This is a genomic window from Streptomyces sp. cg40 (genome assembly GCF_050320165.1).
Classification (GTDB): domain Bacteria; phylum Actinomycetota; class Actinomycetes; order Streptomycetales; family Streptomycetaceae; genus Streptomyces; species Streptomyces hokutonensis.
Map to the genome: position 1 here is coordinate 3,264,901 of NZ_CP190128.1, position 22,541 is coordinate 3,287,441.

The 22,541-nt window shown below is 70.2% G+C and carries 17 protein-coding genes; 9 read left to right on the forward strand and 8 right to left on the reverse strand.

What is annotated here, in order from left to right:
• Positions 1–2 precede the first annotated feature (2 nt).
• Entirely contained in the window at positions 3–422 is a 420-nt protein-coding gene (locus tag ACQHII_RS14130; protein WP_427919643.1) for a hypothetical protein, read from the reverse strand.
• A gap of 1,163 nt (positions 423–1,585) precedes the next feature.
• Here ACQHII_RS14130 and ACQHII_RS14135 point away from each other — a divergent pair.
• From ACQHII_RS14135 to ACQHII_RS14160, 6 genes are all read left to right on the forward strand, one after another.
• Positions 1,586–2,482, forward strand: coding sequence for a hypothetical protein (locus tag ACQHII_RS14135; protein ID WP_427919644.1), 897 nt, complete (start codon positions 1,586–1,588; stop codon positions 2,480–2,482).
• Entirely contained in the window at positions 2,479–2,688 is a 210-nt protein-coding gene (locus ACQHII_RS14140) for a hypothetical protein (RefSeq protein ID WP_427919645.1), read from the forward strand. Before ACQHII_RS14135 ends, ACQHII_RS14140 begins: the two co-directional genes overlap by 4 nt.
• A 118-nt stretch (positions 2,689–2,806) precedes the next feature.
• Positions 2,807–3,667, forward strand: a complete 861-nt coding sequence (locus tag ACQHII_RS14145; protein ID WP_427919646.1) for a hypothetical protein — start codon at positions 2,807–2,809, stop codon at positions 3,665–3,667.
• Between the two features lie 83 nt (positions 3,668–3,750).
• Positions 3,751–4,224 (forward strand): hypothetical protein, encoded by a 474-nt coding sequence (locus ACQHII_RS14150; protein WP_427919647.1) that lies wholly within the window; start codon positions 3,751–3,753, stop codon positions 4,222–4,224.
• A gap of 11 nt (positions 4,225–4,235) precedes the next feature.
• Complete coding sequence (locus ACQHII_RS14155) at positions 4,236–6,536, forward strand: hypothetical protein (RefSeq protein ID WP_427919648.1); 2,301 nt, start codon at positions 4,236–4,238, stop codon at positions 6,534–6,536.
• A 110-nt stretch (positions 6,537–6,646) separates the two neighbouring features.
• Positions 6,647–7,063 carry a hypothetical protein gene (locus tag ACQHII_RS14160; protein ID WP_427919649.1) on the forward strand — a complete coding sequence of 139 codons (417 nt, stop codon included), beginning with the start codon at positions 6,647–6,649 and terminating at the stop codon, positions 7,061–7,063.
• Positions 7,064–7,269: 206 nt separating this feature from the next.
• Here the strand turns inward: ACQHII_RS14160 and mycP are convergent, their stop codons facing one another.
• Together mycP and eccB are read right to left on the reverse strand one after the other, a co-directional pair.
• Positions 7,270–8,520 (reverse strand): type VII secretion-associated serine protease mycosin, encoded by a 1,251-nt coding sequence (mycP, locus tag ACQHII_RS14165; protein WP_427919650.1) that lies wholly within the window; start codon positions 8,518–8,520, stop codon positions 7,270–7,272.
• Between the two features lie 34 nt (positions 8,521–8,554).
• A complete protein-coding gene (gene eccB / locus ACQHII_RS14170) occupies positions 8,555–10,084 on the reverse strand; it encodes a type VII secretion protein EccB (RefSeq protein ID WP_427919651.1) in 1,530 nt (509 codons plus the stop codon).
• Between the two features lie 205 nt (positions 10,085–10,289).
• Here eccB and eccE point away from each other — a divergent pair, with 205 nt between their 5' ends.
• The 3 genes from eccE (at position 10,290) to ACQHII_RS14185 (ending at position 15,811) form a co-directional block, all read left to right on the forward strand.
• Complete coding sequence (gene eccE / locus ACQHII_RS14175) at positions 10,290–11,603, forward strand: type VII secretion protein EccE (protein WP_427919652.1); 1,314 nt, start codon at positions 10,290–10,292, stop codon at positions 11,601–11,603.
• Positions 11,604–11,608: 5 nt separating this feature from the next.
• Positions 11,609–12,358 carry a hypothetical protein gene (locus ACQHII_RS14180; RefSeq protein ID WP_427925306.1) on the forward strand — a complete coding sequence of 250 codons (750 nt, stop codon included), beginning with the start codon at positions 11,609–11,611 and terminating at the stop codon, positions 12,356–12,358.
• Between the two features lie 333 nt (positions 12,359–12,691).
• Positions 12,692–15,811 (forward strand): SCO5717 family growth-regulating ATPase, encoded by a 3,120-nt coding sequence (locus tag ACQHII_RS14185; RefSeq protein WP_427919653.1) that lies wholly within the window; start codon positions 12,692–12,694, stop codon positions 15,809–15,811.
• A 75-nt stretch (positions 15,812–15,886) separates the two neighbouring features.
• Here ACQHII_RS14185 and ACQHII_RS14190 read toward each other — a convergent pair whose 3' ends face one another.
• The 5 genes from ACQHII_RS14190 to ACQHII_RS14210 all read right to left on the reverse strand — a co-directional run bounded on the left by ACQHII_RS14190 (position 15,887) and on the right by ACQHII_RS14210 (position 22,516).
• Positions 15,887–16,870 (reverse strand): bifunctional riboflavin kinase/FAD synthetase, encoded by a 984-nt coding sequence (locus ACQHII_RS14190; RefSeq protein ID WP_427919654.1) that lies wholly within the window; start codon positions 16,868–16,870, stop codon positions 15,887–15,889.
• A 150-nt stretch (positions 16,871–17,020) separates the two neighbouring features.
• Complete coding sequence (locus ACQHII_RS14195) at positions 17,021–20,434, reverse strand: trypsin-like peptidase domain-containing protein (protein WP_427919655.1); 3,414 nt, start codon at positions 20,432–20,434, stop codon at positions 17,021–17,023.
• Positions 20,435–20,838: 404 nt separating this feature from the next.
• Positions 20,839–21,744 carry a tRNA pseudouridine(55) synthase TruB gene (gene truB, locus ACQHII_RS14200; RefSeq protein ID WP_427919656.1) on the reverse strand — a complete coding sequence of 302 codons (906 nt, stop codon included), beginning with the start codon at positions 21,742–21,744 and terminating at the stop codon, positions 20,839–20,841.
• Complete coding sequence (gene rbfA / locus ACQHII_RS14205) at positions 21,741–22,184, reverse strand: 30S ribosome-binding factor RbfA (RefSeq protein ID WP_019074818.1); 444 nt, start codon at positions 22,182–22,184, stop codon at positions 21,741–21,743. The genes truB and rbfA overlap by 4 nt, the downstream gene beginning before the upstream one ends.
• 38 nt (positions 22,185–22,222) lie before the next feature.
• Entirely contained in the window at positions 22,223–22,516 is a 294-nt protein-coding gene (locus tag ACQHII_RS14210) for a DUF503 domain-containing protein (RefSeq protein ID WP_019074817.1), read from the reverse strand.
• Positions 22,517–22,541 lie beyond the last annotated feature (25 nt).

Sequence of the window (22,541 nt, forward strand, 5' to 3'; positions counted from 1 at the left end):
CGTCACCCACTCATCCCGGAGTTGGCGGTGTTGGTGCGCTCGGGACCCGGGTCGGTGTTGATCCTCGTGATCTCCGTCTGGATCTCCCAGAACCGCCGACGCTGATCCTCTTCCACCCCGTCGAAGGTGCCCCGGGCACCCTGCACGGCGATACAGATCGCCTCGATCTGCAGATGCAGCGTCTTGGACAGGGCAGTGAGCTTGTTGTGGACCGCGTGGTACTCGTCGTACAGGCCGTCCGCCTCGTGGAATGCACCTCGCCCACCCCTGTGGAGCGACCCCGCGCTGACCGTCTGCGCACCCACCCGTTTCGGATTCCCCGCCGAACTCTCAAGATCACGCAGGACCTTGTCCACGCGGTTCACGAAGTCCGTCAACGCTTCGCTGCTCGCCTCCAGGTCCTTCGCCCTGGTAGCCGACACGCCCCCCACCATGTCTGCCGGAAGCACGACGCTCCTCCCCGTTTCCCCGTACATCCATCGGCCGCCGTCGAACCGAGGACGATCAACCGCTCACCCTACGATCGCAAAGCGAGCCACTCCTGACAACGCGTTTACCACTCTAGTCAACCTGTACATCGGGGCCAACCGGCCTGTGTGTTAACTCAGTTACGGGACGTGGCCAGACGCCACGGTCTGCCGGTTTTGTCACTTTACGACTTATGGATCACGCGTCCGGGATACCGACGCCCCGCCGGAGGTCCGAGCCCGCGCGACCACGCCGGATGCCGCCGGACGGGCCCTCGTTGCGATCTTCATGGAATTCCCACACGCGACCGGTCGCCCCGGATCACCACGGCTCCCACGCGCCACTCGGGGCGCATCGGTGCCGAAAGGGGGCGCCCGGTCGAGTCACACGCCGGCAGCGGCCCGGTTTCGGCGACCGGAGCCTTCCGATGCCGACCAGAAAGCACGTATCAAGCACGTATGCAGCCACCATCCGTCGGCCCATCACTCGCTGGGCACCCGCCCGAACCTTCACGATCAACAATCCGCACACATCGGACACGGCTCCAATTTTCCTCGGCATGGGTTGCTAACTTGACCAATCATCGTGAACAGGAGACGGCATCGCCTGCCGACCGGTGCACCGAAGGCAGAGCACGGGGGAAGGTGACCACCGGTGGGCTGGGACTGGGAGCAGCTCAAAGGCGACGCGCTGGCGCGCCGGCAGAGCTCCACGCACATGCAACTCAACTCGATCCCGGCCAATCCCGGCGGCGGCAATCCGCAAGGTGACCTGCGGGTCAGCCAGAGCGACCTCGCCGCGGTCGGCGACGCGGCGTACGAGTTGCACCAGGCCTTCCAGCACGACAGCGACCTCGCCCGGATGAGTTCCATCAAGGCCGGCGACGGCCTCAAGAGCGAGGGCTACGGGATCGGTTCGGCGCTGGACCGCGTCGCCGAGCACTGGGTGGACCAGGTCCAGTCGCTCCTCGACGCGACGGCCCACATCTCCAACCACCTCGACCACCTCGACTACACCAAGGGCGCGCACGCGGGCGACGAGACGTACATCGCGGGCACGCTCAGCAGCATCGCCACGCTCGACCAGGGCTTCGACGAGCGGAAGGGCAGCCGAACCGATGGATCTCGACGCGCTCCGCCACGGCAACTTCCACCAGCTCGACGAGGCGATCACCGACTGGCAGAACATGGCGAAGAAGCTCAAGACGCTCGCCACCGACGCCGACAAGAACCTCAAGGGCAAGGCCGACAAGGCGGATTGGGCCGGCGTCAACGCCACTGTCACCCGTGAGTTCATCGACAAGACGGCGGGCGAGTTCGCGGACGCCCACACCCAGGCGGACACCGTCGCCAACATCCTCAGTGATACCCGGGGCGAACTCGTCGGCTACCGCGACCGGTTGAACGAAGCCGTCGCGGGCGGCCAGAAGAAGAGCCTGACGGTACTGGACACCGGCCAGGGCACTTTCGTCGTCACCCGGACCACCCGCCCCGGCTGGGCCTCCGATCCCAGCGGCCGGTCCGACGCCGTAGACCAGCAGGAAGTCGACGCCCTACGCGACGAGATCCAGCGGATCCTCACCAAGGCCGCCGAGAGCGACTCCACCGCGGCCAAGGCACTGCGCCTCATCGTCGATCAGGCCAAGTACGGCTTCTCCGAAGCCAGTTACGAGAACCGGGACGCCGCGGCCAAGGCGATCGCCGACGCCGACGCGATGGCCAAGATCCTCGCCAAGAACCCGCACGACGTGACGAACACGGAACTCGCGAGCCTCAACGCCGCCCTGGCCAAGTACAAGAACGACCCTCTCTTCGCAGAGGAGTTCGCCGAGCAGGTGGGCCCCAAGAAGCTCCTCACCTTCTATGCCGGCATCGCCGACCCGTACCAAGGGGGCTACGACCACGCCCGCGGCGAGCAGGCCAAGCAGCTCCAGAAGAACCTGGGCATCACCATCGGCCGGGCCACGCTCTCCGACAGCGACAGGATGCAGAGCTGGGAGAGCAGAGCCAGATGACCAAGCTCGGCCCGGACCAGCTCGGCATCGACGACGCGAGCAATCCGACGGGCTATGCCGTCATGAGCAATCTCATGCGCTTCGGCGACTACGACGACCAGTTCCTCAACGACTACGGCGACAAGCTCCTCGCCTACGACAAACAGGTCAACGGCGAGGGCATCAGCCTCTGGGTCAACAACGCCAACCAGGGAGACCTCAACTAGCTGGGGCTACAAGAACGATCGCGGCCGAGACCCGGTGACAGGCTTCCTGGAGGCTCTGCGACACAATCCGGGAGCGTCGGAGCAGTTCCTCGCGCGGCCCGATGTACCGGAGGGAGCCGTGGACAGGGACACCGTCGACGCGAACTCCGAGGTCAACGAGCACCTCAAGTACCTGACCCAGGAACGTGTCAGGGTGTCCGACGCCACCGTGGAAGGCGACCACGACTTCATCGCCGGGCGGGACTCCCTCGGCCATACTCTCGAAGCCGCCACGACCGGATACTCGTACGACGCGACCGCGGACGCGGTGAAGGCCGGGGGTAACCATCGCACGGCCTCCACCGCGGCCGTGATGGAGCAGGTGGCCTATCTCTACGGAGGCGAGGACGGCCCGAAGTTGCTGCACGACCAGCCCGATCTCGCCGACAGCCTGGGCAAGATGGGCGGCGCGTACATCGATGACATCGACTACGAGCTGTCCGGCATCGGCGACCACGGCAAGGACGCGAGCGACTTCCCCGCCCAGTACGCCGGACGCGCCCGGTTCGGGAACCAGGGAGCCATCGACTTCCTGAGCGTCCTCGGGCAGAACGAGGACTCGCACAAGGGCGTGACGGCCGCTCAGCACCTCTATACGTTGAGCATGCTGGACGCGAACCCGGCCACCAGCGAGGCCCGCATGAACCACGCCCGTGACGTCATGGCGGTCGGTGCCGAAACGCGAGGCATCCTCGACAACTCCCGTGTGCAGCAGGCGGAGACGACGTACGGCCAGGACTCGGAAGAGGCCGAGAGCGCCGTACCACTGATCAAGCGCCGTGGGGCCGGAAAACCGGCCGACAGTTCGCGGGCGCGGCCCACCGCCCGCTTGACGCCAGGTCCCGACGGAGCCGACCAGGGCATCTCCTTCGAAACTTCACGCGGGGACAATCGGGCCAATACGGATATGACCCGGACTTTGCCCGGGCCGGGTTGCTAACTTGACCGCGCGACAGTGCGGAGGCGGCCACGCTCGTCGAGCGGAGGCGCCTGCGGCAGAGCACACGGGGAAGGGGTCCACGCATGGCGTGGGAGGAGTGGGAGCAGCTCAAGTCCCGGGCGGCTGAGCGGCAGTCGACCCACATGCGTCTCAACCAGTTGGCGCCGGACGGCGGAGGCGGAGGTTCCGGGGACCTCGTCGCGCACCAGGACGACCTCGGTGCCGTAGGACATGAGGCGCGCATCCTCTACGACGACATCCGCTCCGGAGCGGACATCGCCGCCGCGGGGGCCGGCAAGGACGGCACCGGCTCGACCGCGCAGGCCGCCGGGGCGCTGAAGTCCCGCGGCTTCGAGACAGGCAGCGCCCTGGAGACGACCGTCGAGGTGTGGACCTCCCAGGTCAAGTCCGTGCTTCAGGCCTGTGCGCACATCTCGGACCACCTCGACTACAGCAAGAAGCGTCACGCCGAGGACGACGCGGAAATCGGAACCGTCCTTCGTGCCAGCGACGGCTCGGCCGTATCGGTGTCGAAACTCAACGAGTACTTCAAGTAGGGGAACCGGCTGTGGCTCTCACCTTCACGGACCTCGTCGAGGTCGATCTCGACAAGCTCGGTACGGCTGTGGCGGACTGGAAGAAGACCGTCGACAGTCTCAAGACGGCGGCGGAGAACGCCCGCACGGGCATGCAGGCGAAGTCGGACTCCGCGCAGTGGGCCGGTGTCAACGCGACTGTGACCCGTGGCTTCATCGCGAAGACCGCGAAGGAGGTCTCGGATCTCCACGCCGAGGCCAACAGCATCTACCAGGTGCTCGCCGACGGGCATCCGGAACTCGTCCAGCTCCAGAAGCAGGTCAAGGACGCCTCGGGGAAGGACGCGAGCGCTCTCGGCGTACGCGTCAACGACATCGGGGACGGAAAGGTCGTCTGCATCTTCCCCCACGTCCGCGGCGACACCGACGAGCGCACCCAGGAACAGCTCGACGCCAAACGGGAGTTGGAGAACCGGATCAACGGAATCCTCTCCCATGCCGCGGAGGTCGACGCCTCGGTCGCCCGGGCCCTTCGCAAGAGCCACGGCGGCGACGCCCACAACGCGGGCCACAGCACATACGAGTCCCTGAACGACGCCCAGGCCGAACGCGCCCTTGAACTCGCCCGCAAGGGCGACAAGATGAGCGACGCGGAACTTCAGGAGTTCAACCGGCTGATGCGCTTCAACGGCCGTGAGAAGGACGGGGAGTTCGCGACCGAGTTCTACCAGGGGCTGGGTGGGCCGGAGAAGACACTCGAGTTCTACGCCGAGATGTCCATCGACGGGACGAGCCCCGACGCGAGCAAGCTCCGGCTGAACGCGATGAAGGACCTTCAGCAGAACATGGGGTTCGCGCTGGCCAACGCCACGGACCCGGACACGCGGAACCATCTGCCCGCAAGCTGGGGAGCCGATTTCCGTCGCCTGGGCACCCAGCAGATCGGCTGGGAGCAAGGGCAGTGGAACAAGCCGTACGGCTATCAGGTCCTCGGCGGCCTGCTGCGCTACGGCAACTACGACCCCCGGTTCCTCGACCCGATCGCCGAGCACGTCACCCAACTCCACAAGAAGGACCCGTACTTCTTCCTCAACAACAAGGCCCCGGGCCAGGAGGACGTCTACGGCTTCAATCCCTCGGGCAAGCTGGGGTCGGGCAACGACCCGCTGAACAGCGTGCTGGAGGCGCTCGGGCACAGTCCGGAGGCCTCGGAGAAGTTCTTCACCGAATCGCCGACCGCGTACAACGAGGACGGCACGGTGAAGGGCGGCAGCCCGGGGTTCACTTCGTACCTCGATCTGTTCACCGACGAGAACTTCGACTGGACGGTCGACACCAACGACACGAACATCCTCGCCGACGAGGACAAGACGAAGAACGCACTGACCTTCGGCCCCGAAGCCCTCGGGCACGCACTGGAGTCGGCGACGACCGGGCGGCCGTACGACGACGATGCCGGTGACGCGATCAAGCACACTCAGGCGCGTGCCGACCTGGTTCGGGAGATCGTCGACAAATTCGGCGAGCACCCGGAACTCATCCGGCACAACGAGAACGGCGACATCGACGAGGAATCCGGGGCTCTCTACGGCATGCGGGCCAGTCTTGGAGACATCACCGCCGAGTACATGGGGGATTTCCAACGGGCCATGTACGAGGAAAACTCGTCCAGCGACATGTTCCCCACGTTCGGCCAGGCGGCCGGTCTCAACCCGGGGCACGCACAGCAGTTCCTGAGCGAGGTGGGGCAGGACCCCGACGCTTATGCGGCCATCACGACCGCGCAACAGGCTTATACGACAGACGTGGTGGACCATGTCATCAACGGAGACGGCAGGTCGGCCGCATCGTTGGACGGACAGATCCGAGACGCGGTCGCGCCCGGCTCGGCAATGGCCGGCATCATGAGCGACTCACGCGCCGACTCGATCTACAAGTACCACACGGCCTCGGACACTGAATTCAATGAGTCCGCGGCGGAGAAACAGAAGTGGGTGGACCGGATCCTCGGAATGGGCGTCGACACGGTCGGAGAGCGCGTGCCCATTGCAGGTACCGTTCTCGGTTGGGCTTCCGAGGATATCCAGGAATCCGTCATGAAGAGCATCGAACAGGACACGACGACCGAGGCCGACGCGGAAGCAGGCGCCGAGTACTCCGACGGACGGTCGGGGGCCATTCGGTCGGCGGACGAGGCGGTGTCACGCGCGCTCGTCGACAACAACGACATCGACTGGAAAACGGCGGAGGCCATCAAGCGGGCCGCTCGCACGGCAGCAGGCATCAGCCACTCGGACGGTGCGCAGTGGAATTCGGAGAGTGACGCAAATTGAGACCCAAGTTTTCTGGACTCCTCGTCTGCGCCGCAGTGGTCATGGCTACAGTTGTCGGCTGCTCCGAAGAACAGAAACGGGAATACACTCTCCCGACCTCTTTGTGCGGAGTGTCCGTTCCCGCTCCCGCGCTCTCACAACTGCTGCCGGTCGGCAAACGCCTGACAGTGGACGAGGCCACTCCGGTTCCCGATGCTCTCACCACCTGCAAGGCGAGCGTGGACGGTGACATGGTGCTCTCACTGGAGCAGGAGCACCGGGATGTCGGCGCCTCAGCCTATGACATCGCACGGGACCGGTTCGGCGTCAATCAACCGAAGTCCGCAGAGCAGCGCAGTGTCGCCTATTCGGACCGGGTCGGGATATCGGTGGTGAAGTGCCGCGGCGGAGAGAGCGGTGACGAAGACATCACCATTGTGGTCAGGGTCCTCAAGCCTGCGCATCAGAAAGAATCCGCCATGAAGGATCTGATATTGGGCTACACATCCGCGTTCAAGAAACAGCAGCCCTGCGGCAAGAGCTCGTGAGCCAACAATGACGCACCTTTTTATGGTCAGTAAGCCTTTTCAGCGTGGCCACTGATCCTGTGATTGCCCTGCCCCACTCGAACTGCCTCAGGCCCTGGTCGAGTGGGGCATCATGCTCATCGTCACCCGCGAGGGTGACCGCCATGGCAAGGCTGATGATGGTCGCGTCCGTCAGTCGGACCGGCTGACAAACGGACGCGCGCCCGTCAGTCGTCCACCGCGCCCGTAACCCGCCCCCGCCGCCGACGCGCATCCCGCACCGCCACCGCGGACCCCCCCAGCCCCGCCACCGCCAGCAACCCGCCCACGACCACATACGTCCCCAGCCGCGTGTTCCGTTCGTCCGCCGTTTCGCCGAAGTGGAGGGGGGTCACCGACGGGGCCTCGGCCTTGGAGACTCCGCCCTCGGGGGCGGGGGATTCGACGGGGTGTTCGGGGTCCACGTCTGTGAGGGCCTTGACCGGGTCGACGACGCCCCAGCCTACGAGGCGGTCGTGGCCGGGGATCGAGCGTTCCGCGGTCTGTTCGATCTGGGCGACGATCTGGCGGGCCGTCCAGTGCGGGTACTTGGCCTTCAACAGGGCGGCCACGCCCGCGACATAGGGCGCCGAGAAGCTCGTACCGTTGTCGGAGCAGTGGCCACCGCCCGGGACCGTGGAGATCATGTCGACGCCGGGTGCGGCCACGCCGACGAACTCGCCGGACTGGGAGAAGGAGGCGCGTTCGTTGTTGCGGTCGGAGGCCGCTACGGCGAGGACGCCGTCGTAGGAGGCCGGGTAGGTGATCTGGACGTTGCCGCCGAGGCCGTCGTTGCCGGCCGAGGCGACGACCACGACGCGCTGCGCGAGGGCGTAGTCGACGGCCTGGCGGAGGCGGTCGTCGGGGGCCACGGCGTTCGCCGTGTCCTGGGAGATGTTGATGACGCCGGCGCCCTTGGCCACCGCGTCGCGGATCGCCGTCGCGAGGGTGGCGGCCGTACCGTCGCCCTCCGCGTCGTTCTGCTTGATCGGGATGATCGTCGCGTCGGGGGCCAGGCCCACGAAGCCGGTGCCCTTGGCGGGGCGGGCCGCGATGATGCCTGCCACCCGGGTGCCGTGGCCGACCGTGTCGGTGGTGCCCTGGCTGTTGCCGCGGTCGATCGTCTCGCCCTTGGAGTTCTTGGAGGGCAGCAGGTTCTCGCCCTTGGACGCGTCGACCGCCGACTTGAGTTGCTTGTTCTTCACGTCGACGCCCGTGTCGATCACGGCCACCTTGACGCCCTTGCCGGTGGACTCCGCCCACAACTCGTCGAGATTGACGCGCTGGAGGGCCCACGGGCGGCCCGTGTAGTCCTTCGACGGGAACGTGCACTGGCCGTCGTCCGCCCACACCGGAGTCACCAGCAGAGGTGACATCGACAGGGGTACGGCCATCATCGAGGCCGTCACCGTCACCCTCAACATCCGCGCGATCAGCATGAGTTGAACCCCTCCCCGTCTCGCCTGCGAACCCTTACGAACCCTGCGGCTGCCGTGCCGCCGCCTCCGACAGGCGGGGGCCCGTCGGCAGGAACGTCGACCACTCCGCGGGGACGGGGGTGGGGGTGACCTTCTCGTAGCCGAGGCGGGTCTGGGCGATCCTGGCCTCGCTCAGTTCCTCCTTGCGCTGCTTGGCCGTCGTACCGATGCCGCTGTCGTCGGTGGCGCTGTCGCTGTTGGACTGCAGCGCGTACCGCAGGCCCGTGTCGGTGACCAGGAAGACCGGGCCCGCGTCGGCCTCGGTGCCCATGACCTGGCGGTAGAGCTGGCCGGAGCCGGCGGTGACGTAGGCGCTGGAGGAGCCGGTGGGGAGGGGGGCGGGGAAGTCCGTGCCCACCCAGGTGGAGAGGGTCGTGCGGTTGTTCTTGCCGACCGAACGCAGCACATTGCAGACCGTGTTGCGGCCGTTCGCGGCGCTGGTGCCGTCGTTGACCGTCGTCGGTGCGTACGTCGGCCAGTTCTTGTCGGCCTCGAAGGTCGCGCTGTCGGTCACCGCGCCAGGGCTGACCGGCTGTGCCTCGCCCGTCTGCCCGGCGTTGAGGAGGGCCGGGCTGTTGAGCAGCAGCGTGGCGACGAACTCCGAGATGCCGGCCACCTTGCCGGGCAGCACCACGTAGTACTTGCGCGCCTGGCCGTCGTTGGCGCTGATGACCATGCCGACCCTGTCGTACTTCTTCACCTCCGGCGCGGCGAGGGCGTTCGCCTGCGCGCCCGGGACGCCGTTGATCTTCGGGATCTCGATCGGGTCGCCCTTGTGGAGGGTGTCGAGCCACTCCTGGGAGACGCGCTGCGGCGCGCGGCTCTGGGTGTCGAGGGCCTTGAGAACCTGTTTGTCGGAGGGGTCGGCGATCGGGTAGGCGGTGCCCTTGGCGTCGACGACGTACTGGTGCTTGCCGTCCGGGCCCACGACGTACATCAGGTCGCCGCCGGAGAGCCTGCCGCTGCCGTCGGTCCTGGACCAGTCCTTCTTCGCGAGGACGAACGCCGCCTTCTGGATGGACCGGCCGCCGGCCGACGGGCTCTCGCAGACCGCCCAGCGCTTCGCCGCCTCGGCCTCGTCGGGGTCGGGCAGACGGTCGGGGGCGTACGGGATGCCCACCGTGGCACCGTGCGGGAGTTTCCCGTTGTCGAGGATGTCCTCCTTGACGGTGATGACGCTGTCCTTGCCGGGATCCAGGAGGAGTTTGGCGGAGGCCATGTTGAGAACGGGGTGGAGCTGGGCCTCCTTGCCCGTCTTCAGCACCACGTACCGGGTGGTCGACTTGCTCGCGACGATGACGTGCGACTCGACGTCGGCCCACCCCTGGGGCGCCGTCGGCTTGAACATGCCGATGCCGCCGAACACCGCGAGGATCACCACGCCGACGACGACGCCGGGCACCACTGCGCCCAGCGGTTTCGGCGCTCCCTCTTCCGAGCCCGTCGGGGACGGCTGCAGGAAGGACGCGAGCGTGCGGCGCTTCGCGAAGGTGTAGGCGTTGAGTTCGTCGCGCCGTGATGCCATCTGTGTCCGCTCTCTCCCCGTGCGGAGCCGTGGAGGACCTGTGGAGATACGTCCCCCGCCCCCGGTTGCCTCTGATACCTCTGGTGTCAGACCCGCCCCCTACTATGCCTGTTGCGTGGGTGTGCTTGTGTCACGGGTAGGGTGCTCTGGCCCTGAGGGGGCCGGCGCGCAGGGAATTTCGGGAGAGTTCGGGGGTTTTGGAGTGATGGCATCCGCAACGCGGAACCGGTCGCGATCGCAATCGGCGGCCGGCTCGGATCACCTGAGCGTTTCGGGTCCGCACCGCGGCTCCTTCACGCCTCATCTGAAGTCGCGTTCGGGGCGCGGGGGTTCGTTCACGACCCAGCGGCTGGTGCTGCTGGAGGTCGCGGCGGCGCTCGTGGTCTGCGGCTGGCTCATCGGCCCGGTCGCGCTCGTGCCCTCGGTCGTCGTCGCCGCGCTCCTGGTGGTCCTCGCTGTCGTACGACGCCGGGGGCGCTCCCTGCCGGAGTGGCTCGGCACCCTGCTGGCACTGCGGTCCCGGGTGCGGCGAGCCGCGAACACCCCGGTGCCGCAGGGGACGGACGCCGGTCTCGCGCCCGCCGTGGAGTGCGACCCGAGCCTGCGGACGTACAGCTACCACCGCGGTGACGACCGCGACCAGCGGCCGGTCGGGATGATCGGCGACGGCGACTTCCTCACCGCGGTGCTCCAAGTCGAGTCCGACGCGGGCGCGTTGCGTGCCGAGCGCGGACGCAGACCGCTGCCCGTGGGGCTGGTCCGCGACGCCCTCGAAGTCGACGGGATCCACCTCGAGTCGGCGCAGATCGTGGTGCACACCCAGCCCGCGCCCGCGCTGCATCTGCCGCAGCAGTCGGTCGTGGTGAGCAACTACGCGCCGCTGCAGGCCCAGACGGGCTCCCCCGCCGTCCGTATCACCTGGATCGCGCTGAAGCTCGACCCCGAGCTGTGCCCCGAGGCGGTCGCCGCGCGCGGGGGCGGACTGGTCGGGGCGCAGAAGTGCCTGGTGCGGTCGGCGGAGCATCTGTCGAGCCGCCTGTCCGGTGCGGGCCTGCGGGCCAACGTGCTCACGGAGGAGGAGCTGACGGCCGCGATCGCCACCTCCGCGTGCGCCAACCCGATGGTGACCGCGCAGGCCGGGCGGAGCGAGGCACCGCAGCGGCGGACCGAGGAATCCAGCCGCAGCTGGCGCTGCGACAACCGCCGGCACACCACCTACTGGGTGCGCCGCTGGCCCCAACTGGGCGAGTCCGGCACCTCGTTGGCACAACTCGTGGCCCAGCTCACGGCGGTGCCCGCGCTGGCGACGACCTTCAGTCTGACCCTGGCCCGCGGCGAGCGGCAGGACGTGGCCCTCACCGGACATCTGCGGATCACCGGCCGCAGCAACCAGGAACTGACCGACGCCCGGCGCGAGTTGGAGCAGGCGGCCCGGCAGACGCGCACCGGCCTGGCCCGCCTCGACCGCGAACAACTCCCCGGCGTCCTCGCCACGTTGCCCCTCGGAGGTGCCCGCTGATGACCATGACGTCCATGACGACCACGGAGCCCGGCACCACCGGTATCGCCTCGCGGCTGCGCACCGGCTTCGGCCTGCTCGGCCCCCGCCACCCCCGCCACGCCCTGCCCGTCGACCAGGTAGAGGCGCTGTCGCTGCCCATCGGCGACGACGGCGTGGTGGTCGGCATCGACCCCGACGGCCGGCCCGCCGTGCTCGGGGTCAACCGCCCGACGCCGTACGACATCCTGCTCATCAGCGGCCTGTGGACGGCCCAGGTGCTGGCGCTGCGCGCGGCGGCCACGGGCGCCCGCGTCGCCGTCGAGACGGGACGGCCGCAGGCCTGGATGCAGATGGTGCACGCGATGGGCGGCGGACAGAACGGCCTCGCGGTGTACGACGTCGGCCGCGTCCCCCCGCAGGGCGCCTCCGCCGGTACGCCCGTGCTGGTGGTGCGGGACTGCGGGATGCGGCCCCCGCGCGGGCGGGTGACGTCGGCGCCCTGGCAGTCGGTGCTGACCCTGCTGCCGTATCTCAGCCCGGTCGCACCGCGGTTGATGCGGCAGGCGCGGCTGGTGGGTGTGCAGCGGGTGTCGCCGGACGAGGCGGCCGAGATCGGGCGCGTGATCGGTCTGCCGCGCCCCGACCTGGAGTCACTGCCGACGCTGCCCGAAGGCGTCACCCTGTGGTGCACGGAGCGGGACCGGCAGTACGTGATGACCCAGCCGACGGACGCCGAGGTCGGGCTGCTGGGCGTCGCGCGCCGCATGGACTGACGGCGGGACGACGGCGGAGCGACGGACCGCCAGTGGGGTGGATCCGGTGGATTGAAGTGCCCGAGCTGTCGCGATTGGTCGAATTCCAGGGGGATTTGATCCGCTATCGCCGGTCTCGGTCGTGTGGGTGTGCACGAAGGGGTGGGCGGGCCTGCCGAGTCCACGGTTTTGGTGATTAGGCTGGGACAGGGCACGTCACGAGTATCCGCGCGCGGGTGGTGCGTCGCCCAGGGCCACGGGCTCAGGGGGACGACCCGGCGCATCGGACGTTCGGATGTCAAGAACGGTCGCCCCAGCACGGCATGAGGGTGCTCGACCACACCAGGAGGAATTGTGAGCAGCGATCGGGACGGGATCCGCGGGGGCTGGGCCACGCCCGGCGATGACCAGCCCGATGACGAGTCCGCCATCGAGATGACGGGCGAGTTCACGATCGACTACGCCCCGCCGGCCTGGTACACGCAGAACTCGTCGGGCACGCCCGCACAGGCCCCGCCGACGCCCGCACCGCCCACGGCACCTGCCGCGCCTACGGCACCTACGCCGCCTTCGGCGCCGACTCCGGCGAACGGTACGGCCACGCCGCCTCCGCCATCGCCGGTCGGCCTCCCGTTCTCGACACCGGCGTTGCCGAACAACCCCGGCTTCCCGTCCGCCTGGACGGCCTCGGCCCTGGTTTCCGACGAGGACGAGGAGGACGGCGAGCACGGCGACCTCGTGAGCGGCGCGACCATGCGGATCTCGGCCGCCGCGCTGAAGCGGGAGATCACGGAACGGGGTGGGGTGACCGGCCCCACGCCGGAACAGGCCGACGCGGAGGCTCCGGTTGCTCCGGCTCCGGCTCCGGCTCCGGCTCCGGCTCCGGCTCCGGTCGAGGGTTCTGCGGGGAATGCCGGTAGTGCCGAATCGGGCTCCGGGGAAGGGCAGTTCGAGGGTTCCGAGGACGAGCTGACGGAGACCCCGGAGCACGGCGACGACGCCGAGGCGAGCACTCAGGACGAGGACGGCACGGTCGCCGACCCGGAGAGCGCGGAGTCGGCCGAGGCCGAGGTTCAGACTCAGGCCGATGACGAGAGCGCCGACGACGACTCCGCGACCGCTGTGCCCGCCGCCGCAACCCCCGCCACGAGCGCCGATACGAACACCGATACGTCTCCCGCCACCGACCCGGCGGACGAACCGAGCGACACCGACGCCCCGACCTCCGCACCAGTAGCCGACGCCTCGCAGCCCGCTGCCGCCCCGGCCACCGATGCCACCGAGGCCACCGGCGACGTACCGCCCCTCCCGCCCGCCTGGACCCGCCCGCCAGCCCCGCAGAGCGACGTCCCGCCCCTGCCGCCCTCCTACCAGCCCGCCGCCCCGGCCCCGGCCGACCACTGGCCCGCACAGCCGCAACACCAGGCCCAGGCCCAGCCCCAGGTTCAGGCCCAGCAGCCTCCGGCCGCGGCTCCCGCGACGCCCCAACCGGCCGTACCGCAACAGCCCTTCGCGGCGCCGCCCCAGCCGTCGTCACCGCCCCAGCAGCAGCCCGCGTTCCAGCAGCCGCAGGCACCTCAGACCCCGCAGCCTGCCCAGGCCGCGTGGAACGCCCCCGCTCCACAAGCCCCGGCACCCATGCCCCCGGCCCCGCCGCAGAGCGGTTACGGCTTCCCCCAGCCCCCCGTTCCACCCGCGCAGCCGACCCCGAACGAGCAAGGCGGCTACGGCTTCCCGCAGCCCCCGGCCCAGCAGAACCACCCGGGTACCCCACCGAACCAACAGGGCAGCTACGGCTTCCCTCCCCCCGCACCGCAGGACCACCAGGGCGCCCCGCACACCGGGCCCGCCCCCACCCCGCCGGACCAACAGGGCGGCTACGGCTTCCCGCCGCCTCTCGCTCAGCACGACGGCTACGGCTTCCCCCACACCCCGGCCGCGCCCCCCGCCCCCGCCCAAGACGCCCCCCGCACCGGCTTCGCCCCGGAGTCCTGGTCCGACGCGCCGCCGCCCCCGCACGCGCCCCAGATCCCGCAGCAGGGCGGCGACCCACGGCACCCCGGTCAGCCCCCGCAGGCGCAGCCGCAACCGCTGCCGCCGCAGTCCCACCCCCAGGCTCCCTCCGCACCTCCGGTCGACCCCCGTACCGGTGCCGCCTGGCCGCAGCCCATGCAGCACGACCACCGGCAGCCGGTGAACCCCGGTGCCGCGCCGCTGGGTTACACCGCGGCCGTGGAGCTGTCGTCGGACCGGCTGCTCAACAACAAGAAGCAGAAGGCGAAGAGCGGCCGTCCGGGTGCCTCACCCTCGCGGTTCAAGCTGGGCGGCAAGAAGGAAGAGGCCGAGCGGCAGCGGAAGTTGGACCTGATCCGCACGCCCGTGCTGTCCTGCTACCGGATCGCGGTCATCAGCCTCAAGGGCGGTGTCGGCAAGACCACGACCACCACCGCGCTCGGCTCCACCCTCGCCACGGAGCGCCAGGACAAGATCCTCGCGATCGACGCCAACCCGGATGCCGGCACGCTCGGCCGCCGGGTGCGCCGCGAGACCGGGGCCACCATCCGCGACCTGGTCCAGGCGATCCCGTACCTCAACTCGTACATGGACATCCGCCGGTTCACGTCCCAGGCGCCCTCCGGTCTGGAGATCATCGCCAACGACGTCGACCCGGCCGTCTCGACGACCTTCAACGACGAGGACTACCGGCGCGCGATCGACGTGCTGGGCAAGCAGTACCCGATCATCCTCACCGACTCCGGTACGGGTCTCCTCTACAGCGCCATGCGCGGTGTGCTGGACCTCGCCGACCAGCTCATCATCATCTCGACGCCGTCCGTGGACGGTGCGAGCAGCGCGAGTACGACGCTGGACTGGCTGTCGGCGCACGGGTACGCGGACCTCGTCTCGCGCTCGCTCACCGTCATCTCGGGGGTGCGCGAGACCGGCAAGACCATCAAGGTGGAGGACATCGTCAGCCACTTCGAGACGCGCTGCCGGGGTGTCGTGGTGGTGCCGTTCGACGAGCATCTCGCCGCCGGTGCGGAGGTCGACCTCGACATGATGCGGCCGAAGGTCCGGGAGGCGTACTTCCACCTCGCGGCCCTGGTCGCCGAGGACTTCGTCCGCCACCAGCAGATGCACGGCCTGTGGACGAGCGACGGCAACCCCCCGCCGGTGCTGGCCCCGCCGATGCCGGGCCAGCAGGGATACCCGGGAGCGCAGGGCTACCCCGGTCAGCAGGGTTATCCGGCGCAACAGCAGCCGTACCCGGGCCCGCCCGCTCCCGGCCAGCAGGCTCCGTACCCCCCGCAGCAACCCCAACAGCAGCCGGGCCAGCAGCAGTTGTACGGCCAGCAGCCCTACCCCCAGCACCCGGGACAGCAGGCCCAGCCCTACCCGCAGCACCCCGGTTACGCCCAGCCTGAAGGTGGCCAGGCTCCGCCTCCCCCGCCGTCCGCACCCCCGCAGCAGTAACCCACCGCCGAACGCGAAGGGCGGCCGGTGCCCACAAGCACCGGCCGCCCTTCGGCGTCGTAGAAACGAAAACAGCTACTCGGCGTCGCCGGATTCGGAGTCGGAGTCCGCGTCCGCGTCCGCCGAGATCAGCTCCCGGCACCGCTTCACGTCCTGCGCGATCTGCTCCAGCAGGCCCTCCAGCGATTCGAACTTCGCCTGGCCGCGCACGAAGGCGAGGAAGTCGACGGCGACGTGCAGGCCGTAGAGGTCGAGGCCGACGCGGTCGATGGCGTAGGCCTCGACCGTGCGCTCGGTGCCGTCGAACTGCGGGTTCGTGCCGACGGAGATCGCGGCCGGCATGGCCTCTCCCTCGACGTGGAGGTAACCGGCGTAGACGCCGTCGGCCGGGATCGCCGTGTGGGGCAGGGTCTCGACGTTGGCCGTCGGGAAGCCCATTTCGCGACCGCGCTGGGCGCCGCGCACCACGACACCCTCGACGCGGTGCGGGCGGCCGAGAATCTCGCGGGCGCCCTCGACATCGCCCTCGGCGACCAGCCGCCTGGTCAGTGTGGAGGAGAAGGGCTCACCACCGCCCGCCGCACCGCTCACGTAAAGATCCACCACCTCTACCTCGAAGTCGTATGTCCTGCCCTGCTCGATCAGGAAGGCCACATTGCCCGCGGCCTTGTGGCCGAAGCGGAAGTTGGGGCCCTCGACGACCGCCTTCGCGTGCAGTTTGTCCACCAGGACCTTGACCACGAAGTCGGCCGGGGACAGCTTGGAGAACTCTTTGGTGAACGGGAGGATCAGCACCGCGTCGACACCCAGCTCGGCCATCAGTTCGGCACGGCGGTGGTGCGGGGCGAGCAGCGGGGGGTGGCTGCCGGGGCGCACGACCTCGCTGGGGTGCGGGTCGAAGGTGACGACGACGGAGGGAACGCCCAGCTCACGGGCGCGTTGCACGGCATGCCGGATGATCAGCTGGTGCCCGCGGTGGACCCCGTCATAGGAACCGATGGTGACGACGCTGCGCCCCCAGTCCTCGGGGATGTCCTCCAAGCCACGCCAGCGCTGCACTGTGACCGCTCCTCATCGAACCCGTGTCCGTATGTAGACCTGATGTAGACCTGTGTCGTTGACCTCTTACGCAGGTCTAAGGGTGCCATGCCGGGGGCTTTCGGCCCGCATCGGCATGGTGGCTGTGACCGGGCGCACGTACGAATCCCGCTAGGCGGGAACGCCCACTCCGGCCAGGTTCTCGATCATGCGACGGGCGCTGGGTCCGACCACCGCGGCCCAGTCCGCCGGGGTGTCCGCCAGCCAGCGGGCCATCAGGGCGGCGAAGCCCGGCACCTGGCGGCCGAGGTCGACGAGCCCGCGGTCGAAACGGGTCGCGCCGGCGGGGGTGCGGACGAGCAGCCGTCCGGTCCGGTGGACGAGGTCGCGGAGCTCGTCGTCGTCGCGCCGGGCCGCCGCGTGCAGGAGTGCGTCCAGGACGGCGGGGTCGTGCTCGTGCGCGAGCAGGAACTCCAGGAGTTCGCGGCGCAGCGGCCGGGAGGCGGGGGTGCCGGGCGCGGCGAGCACGGCGGCGAGGGCCGTCCGCACCGGTTCCGGGCCGCCGTCGAGGAGGCCGGTGACCAGGGGGAGGAGGTCGGCCCGCGCGGCGGGGCCGTGGTCGAGGCACCGGTCGACGTAGACCCCGAGGTGGGCGGCCGTCTCCGGCCACCGTACGACGGTCTCGCGCACCAGGGCGGCGGCCCGGCGGGCGAGGGCGGGGGTCGTGACGTCGGCGAGGGTGCGGACCGCCTCGCCCGCGTCCGGTCCGTGCAGCCGGGCCCGGAAGGCTTCGAGGACGGGGTCGGAGTGGGTGGTGAGGGCGGCGGCCAGCGCGCTCGGCGGGAACTGCGGGTCGCCGGACGCGAAGTGCCGCAGCGCCTGCGGGAGATGGCGGGCGCGGGTGTGCGGATCGCGGACGAGGAGGGCGAGCGCGCCACCGTGCAGGGAGCGGTCGGCGGGGCGGGCGAGCAGGAACTGGGCCGCGTAGCGCAGGAGTTCACGGTCGGCCTCGGTCCGTACGTGCGGCGCGGCCCGCAGTCCGTACGCCACCGCCGCCACCCGCCGCCCCGGCCGCTCGTCGTGCGCCCACCGGTCCACGGCCCGGCACACGGCGGACGGCTCCTCCTCGGCCAGTACGGCGAGGAGTTCGTCGGCCCGCCCGTGCGCACAGCCGACCAGCACCTCGGTCAGATCGTCCAGCGCCCGCCGCCGATGCGTGTGCAGCAGCGCCTGCGCGGCCGTCGCCACGGTCGCGTGCGGGGTCGCGGGCAACGGCCGCTCGTCGTCGAACCACCGGGTCAGCAGCGGCTGTACGGCGGCGGGGTCGGCGGCGAGCAACTCGGCGGCGGCGTCCAGGAATCGGGGCCCGCCGCCGTCCTGCGGGGCACCGTCGGCGAGCACCAGCCGCCGCAGCAACTCGAACCGCTCGGCCTCCGGCAGCGCCAGCGCGGTCCAGAACTCCGGCCCGAACTCCGCCGGTACGTCGTCCTGTTGCTGTCGTCGCGCCACCAACTGGTCGGCGAGCAGCCGCAGTACACCGCTGTACGGCGACGCGTCGGGCACCCTCACCAGCACCCCGGCGAGCAGCCGCGCGGCCCACCAGGAGTGCGGGTCGGCGTCGATGGCCTGCGCCAACTCCTTCAGCCGTAGCGCGAGTTGACCGGTGCCGTGCTCGCGGGCGAGGAGCAGCAGGGCCTGTACGACGGGGCCGATGCGGTGGTGCGGGACGGGGAGGAGATGCGCGGCCCGCTGGGTGCGCGGGCGGTGCACCAGGGCGTGCAGCGCCTCGTCGAGGTCGAGATGCGTGCCCTGGATCCAGTCGGCCAACTCCTCGTGGGCGAAGCGGTATCCACTGCCGGCCGGCACGAGCAGCCCCTCGGTGAGAACGGCGGACGCCCACCCGGTACCTCCGCCGAGCCGCGCCGGCGCGGGGCCCCACGGGAACACCGCCTCGAACGCCTCCCGGTCCAACTCCCCCTGCCCCGGCCCGAGACTGCGCCGTGCCGCTTCGTGCACCTGCCCGGACACCTTGGCGGCGAGCCGTCGTACGGCGGTGCCCCGCAGGCCGTTCTCGGCGGCGAGCCGGACGGCGATGCGAAGGCACATGAGGTCGAGGTAGGCCGAGAACACCTCGTCACGCTGGAGCCGGGCGGCGGGGGTCCCGGGCAGCGCGGCGAGCACCTCGGAGAGGAGACGAAGGGTGAGGGGGTGACGGGCGTCGGCGTCGGCGAGAAGGTCCTCCGGGACGCCGTAGGCCGCGCGGGCCCGGCGGGCTTCATCTGGACGCAGGTCGCCCAGGTGGACGCAGGCCGGAAGCGCCGTCCCGGGGGCTGAGAAATACGGACCGGCGTCATCAGGCCCAGGCACCTTGGAGGGAAGCCCTCCGTACAGCAACTCCCTTGGAAACCCCGCCCCTTCCCAGTACTCCGCCCTGCACCCCACCACCAGCCGCGCCCCGCTCCCCCGCAGCCACTCCCCCGTCCCCCGGGTCCACTCGGCCAGCCGGTGCGCCAGCACGGGCGGCATCTCCTCGGGGCCGTCGAGCAGGAGCAGCAAGGGCCTTCCGGCGTCGCCCGCGACCCGGGCCAGCCGCTCGGGGCCTACGTCGCCGAGGCCGCCGGGCAGGGCGACGGAGGCGGCCAGGATGCGGGACGCCCGCTCCACGGTCCGCCGTACCGCGTCCGCCACCGACGCGTCGCCGTCCCGCAGATCGGCGCCGCGCAGCCACAGCGTGGGCGCCGGTTCCGCACCGCCGCCGCGCCGGGCGGCGAACGCCGCGAGCTCCGTCGTACGGCCGCTGCCCGGAGGCCCGACGAGGCCGAGTACGGCGGCCGGGCTCGCGGTGAAGCGGGCGAACTCCCTTGCCACCGAAGGGCGTTCGACCGGCTCCGGCAGGCCTGCGCGACCGGCGCCGACGAAGCCCGCGAGCGTGCCGGGCGGGCCGTCCGAGCCCACCGAGGTGGCCGTCAGTTCCAGCACGCCTGCCAGGTTGAGGTCGGGGCCGTAGGCGGGCACGGTCGCCGCGTTGCGGGCGAGGAGGTCGGCGAGTGGGCCGTCGGGTGCGCGCAGGGGGACCGCGAAGCCCGTGTCCCGCTGCGCGGACTGGAGTGCTGTGCCGAGGACGGCGACCACCGCGCCGGTCACCGTGTCGAGGACGGGTCCGCCGGCCGCTCCGCCGCCCGGCCGCAGCGCGTCCCGGCCGGCGGTGCCGATCGCCAACTCCAGTGCGTCGTCGAGGAGATGGAAGCGGTCGGTGGCCGTGTACGTCACGGAGGTGGCGCCCAGGACGCGGGCCTCGCGCCAGCAGCCCGCGGCGATGCGTACGTAGGTGCCGGTCCCGATCCGGTCCCGGACGGTGACGGGGAGCGGGTCGACGCCGAGTCCCTCGGTGCGGACGAGGGCCAGGTCGAGGCCGGGCAGTGGGGTCACCGCGTCGGCGGTCACCAGGCAGCTGCGGTCGCCGGCTGCGTGCAGGACGAGCCGGGGCAGTCCGTCGACGGCCTCGTGGCTGGTGATCACCGTGCCGTGGTGGTCGGCGACGAAGCCGGTGCCGCGGGGGCGTCCGGCCAGATCGCGGATCCGCACGAGGCGCTCCGCCGGGGCCGCGATGTGCCGTCGTTCATCTGCGACGCCGTCGTGGCTGGTCGCGCAGTTCCCCGCGCCCCTTTGGGGCGCTGTCGCATCGCCCCCGGTGGATCGCCGCGGGCCCCGTCCCACCATGGTCGAACCTCCCCGCTGTACCGCTGCCCTGTGTTCGACGGTAAGCGTGGCGTGATCGGCGGGACAGATCGCGTGGTGAACGCGCCCCCTTCCGCTCCCTCGGTTCACTCCGAGCGCCTGCCCAGGTGGGTGAATAGACGAGGAGCGTTGGATACACCCTAGGGGTGGGGGAACCGAGGGGGGACCGTGGAGCGGCGGGAACGTGGACCCCGTGACCGCCGCTCCACGGGCGGGAGTTGAACCCCCGGAGAGGTCTCCGGGGGTGTCACTCAGGCGAAGACGGCGAGGCTCTTGGCCTTGCCCTTCTGTTCCTCGACGAGCGCCAGGAAGCGGCCCTCGGGGTCGAAGACGCCGACCGCGCCGACGCCCGCGTACTCCTCGGGGATGTCCAGGCGGACTCCGTTGAGCAGCAGCTTGGCCCGCCGCTCGTCCACCGACCAGCGCGGGAACGCGGCCTCGGCGGCCTCGGCGATCGGCATCACGGTCAGCTCCTGCTGGAGTTGGTCCAGGGTCCTGGCCGAGTCCAGCTTGTACGGGCCGACGCGGGTACGGCGGAGAGCGGTGAGGTGACCGCCCACGCCGAGGTCCGCGCCCAGGTCGCGGGCGAGCGCCCGGATGTAGGTGCCGGACGAGCAGACCACGGAGACCACCAGGTCCAGGACGGGGGTGCCGTCCTCGGCGACGGCGTCCCGGACGTCGTAGACCGCGAAGGAGGAGATGGTGACGGGGCGGGCGGGGATCTCGAAGTCCTCGCCGTCGCGGGCCCGTTTGTAGGAGCGCACGCCGTTGATCTTGATGGCGCTGACCTTGGACGGGACCTGCATGATCTCGCCGCTGAGCTTGGCGATCCCGGCGTCGACGGCCTCCCGGGTGACCTTCGAGGCGTCGACCGACCCCGTGATCTCGCCCTCGGCGTCGTCGGTCAGGGTGTTCTGGCCCAGGCGGATGGTGCCCAGGTACTCCTTCTCCGTCAGCGCGAGATGGCCGAGGAGCTTTGTCGCCTTCTCGACACCGAGGACGAGCACGCCCGTCGCCATGGGGTCGAGGGTGCCGGCGTGCCCGACGCGGCGGGTGCGGGCGATGCCGCGCATCTTGGCGACCACGTCGTGCGAGGTGAAGCCCGACGGCTTGTCCACGATGACAAGGCCGTCGGGCGTCTGGGTCTTCTGCGTCATTCGGCGGCGTCGTCCTCGTCGTCCGGCTTCTTGTACGGGTCGGCGTCGCCCGCGTAGGCGGCGCCCGCCGAGACCTCGCGCACCTTCTGGTCGGACTGCCGGGCCTTGTCGAGGAGGTCCTCGATGGTCTTGGCGGTGTCCGGCAGGGCGTCCGCGACGAAGGTGAGGGTCGGCGTGAACTTCACACCGGCCGCGGCACCCACGGCCGAGCGGAGCACGCCCTTGGCGCTCTCCAGACCGGCGGCGGCCGCCGCGCGCTCCTCGTCGTCCCCGTACACGGTGTAGAAGACGGTCGCCTCCCTCAGGTCCCCGGTGACCCGGGTGTCCGTGATGGTGACGTGAGTGCCGAGCCGCGGGTCCTTGATCCCGCGCTGCAGCTTCTGGGCCACCACCTCTCGGATGAGGTCCGCCAGCCTCTTGGCACGCGCGTTGTCGGCCACTGGTCCGTCTCCTTAGTAACTACGTCTTGCTGCTTGCTTCAGTCTTCGTCGCTGTGGAGCCTGCGTCGAACCGAGAGCAGTTCCACCTCGGGCCGCCCGGCGACCAGCCGTTCACAGCGGTCCAGTACGTCGGTGAGGTGTCCCGTGTCCCCGGAAACCACCGCGAGCCCGATCTCGGCCCTGCGGTGCAGGTCCTGACTGCCCGTCTCGGCCGCGCTCACCGCGTACTTGCGCTGGAGTTCGGCCACGATCGGACGGACGAGAGAGCGTTTCTCCTTCAGCGAGTGGACGTCGCCGAGGAGCAGATCGAAGGACAGAGTCCCCACATACATGTGTGTCCGGATGTCCCGCCGGTTC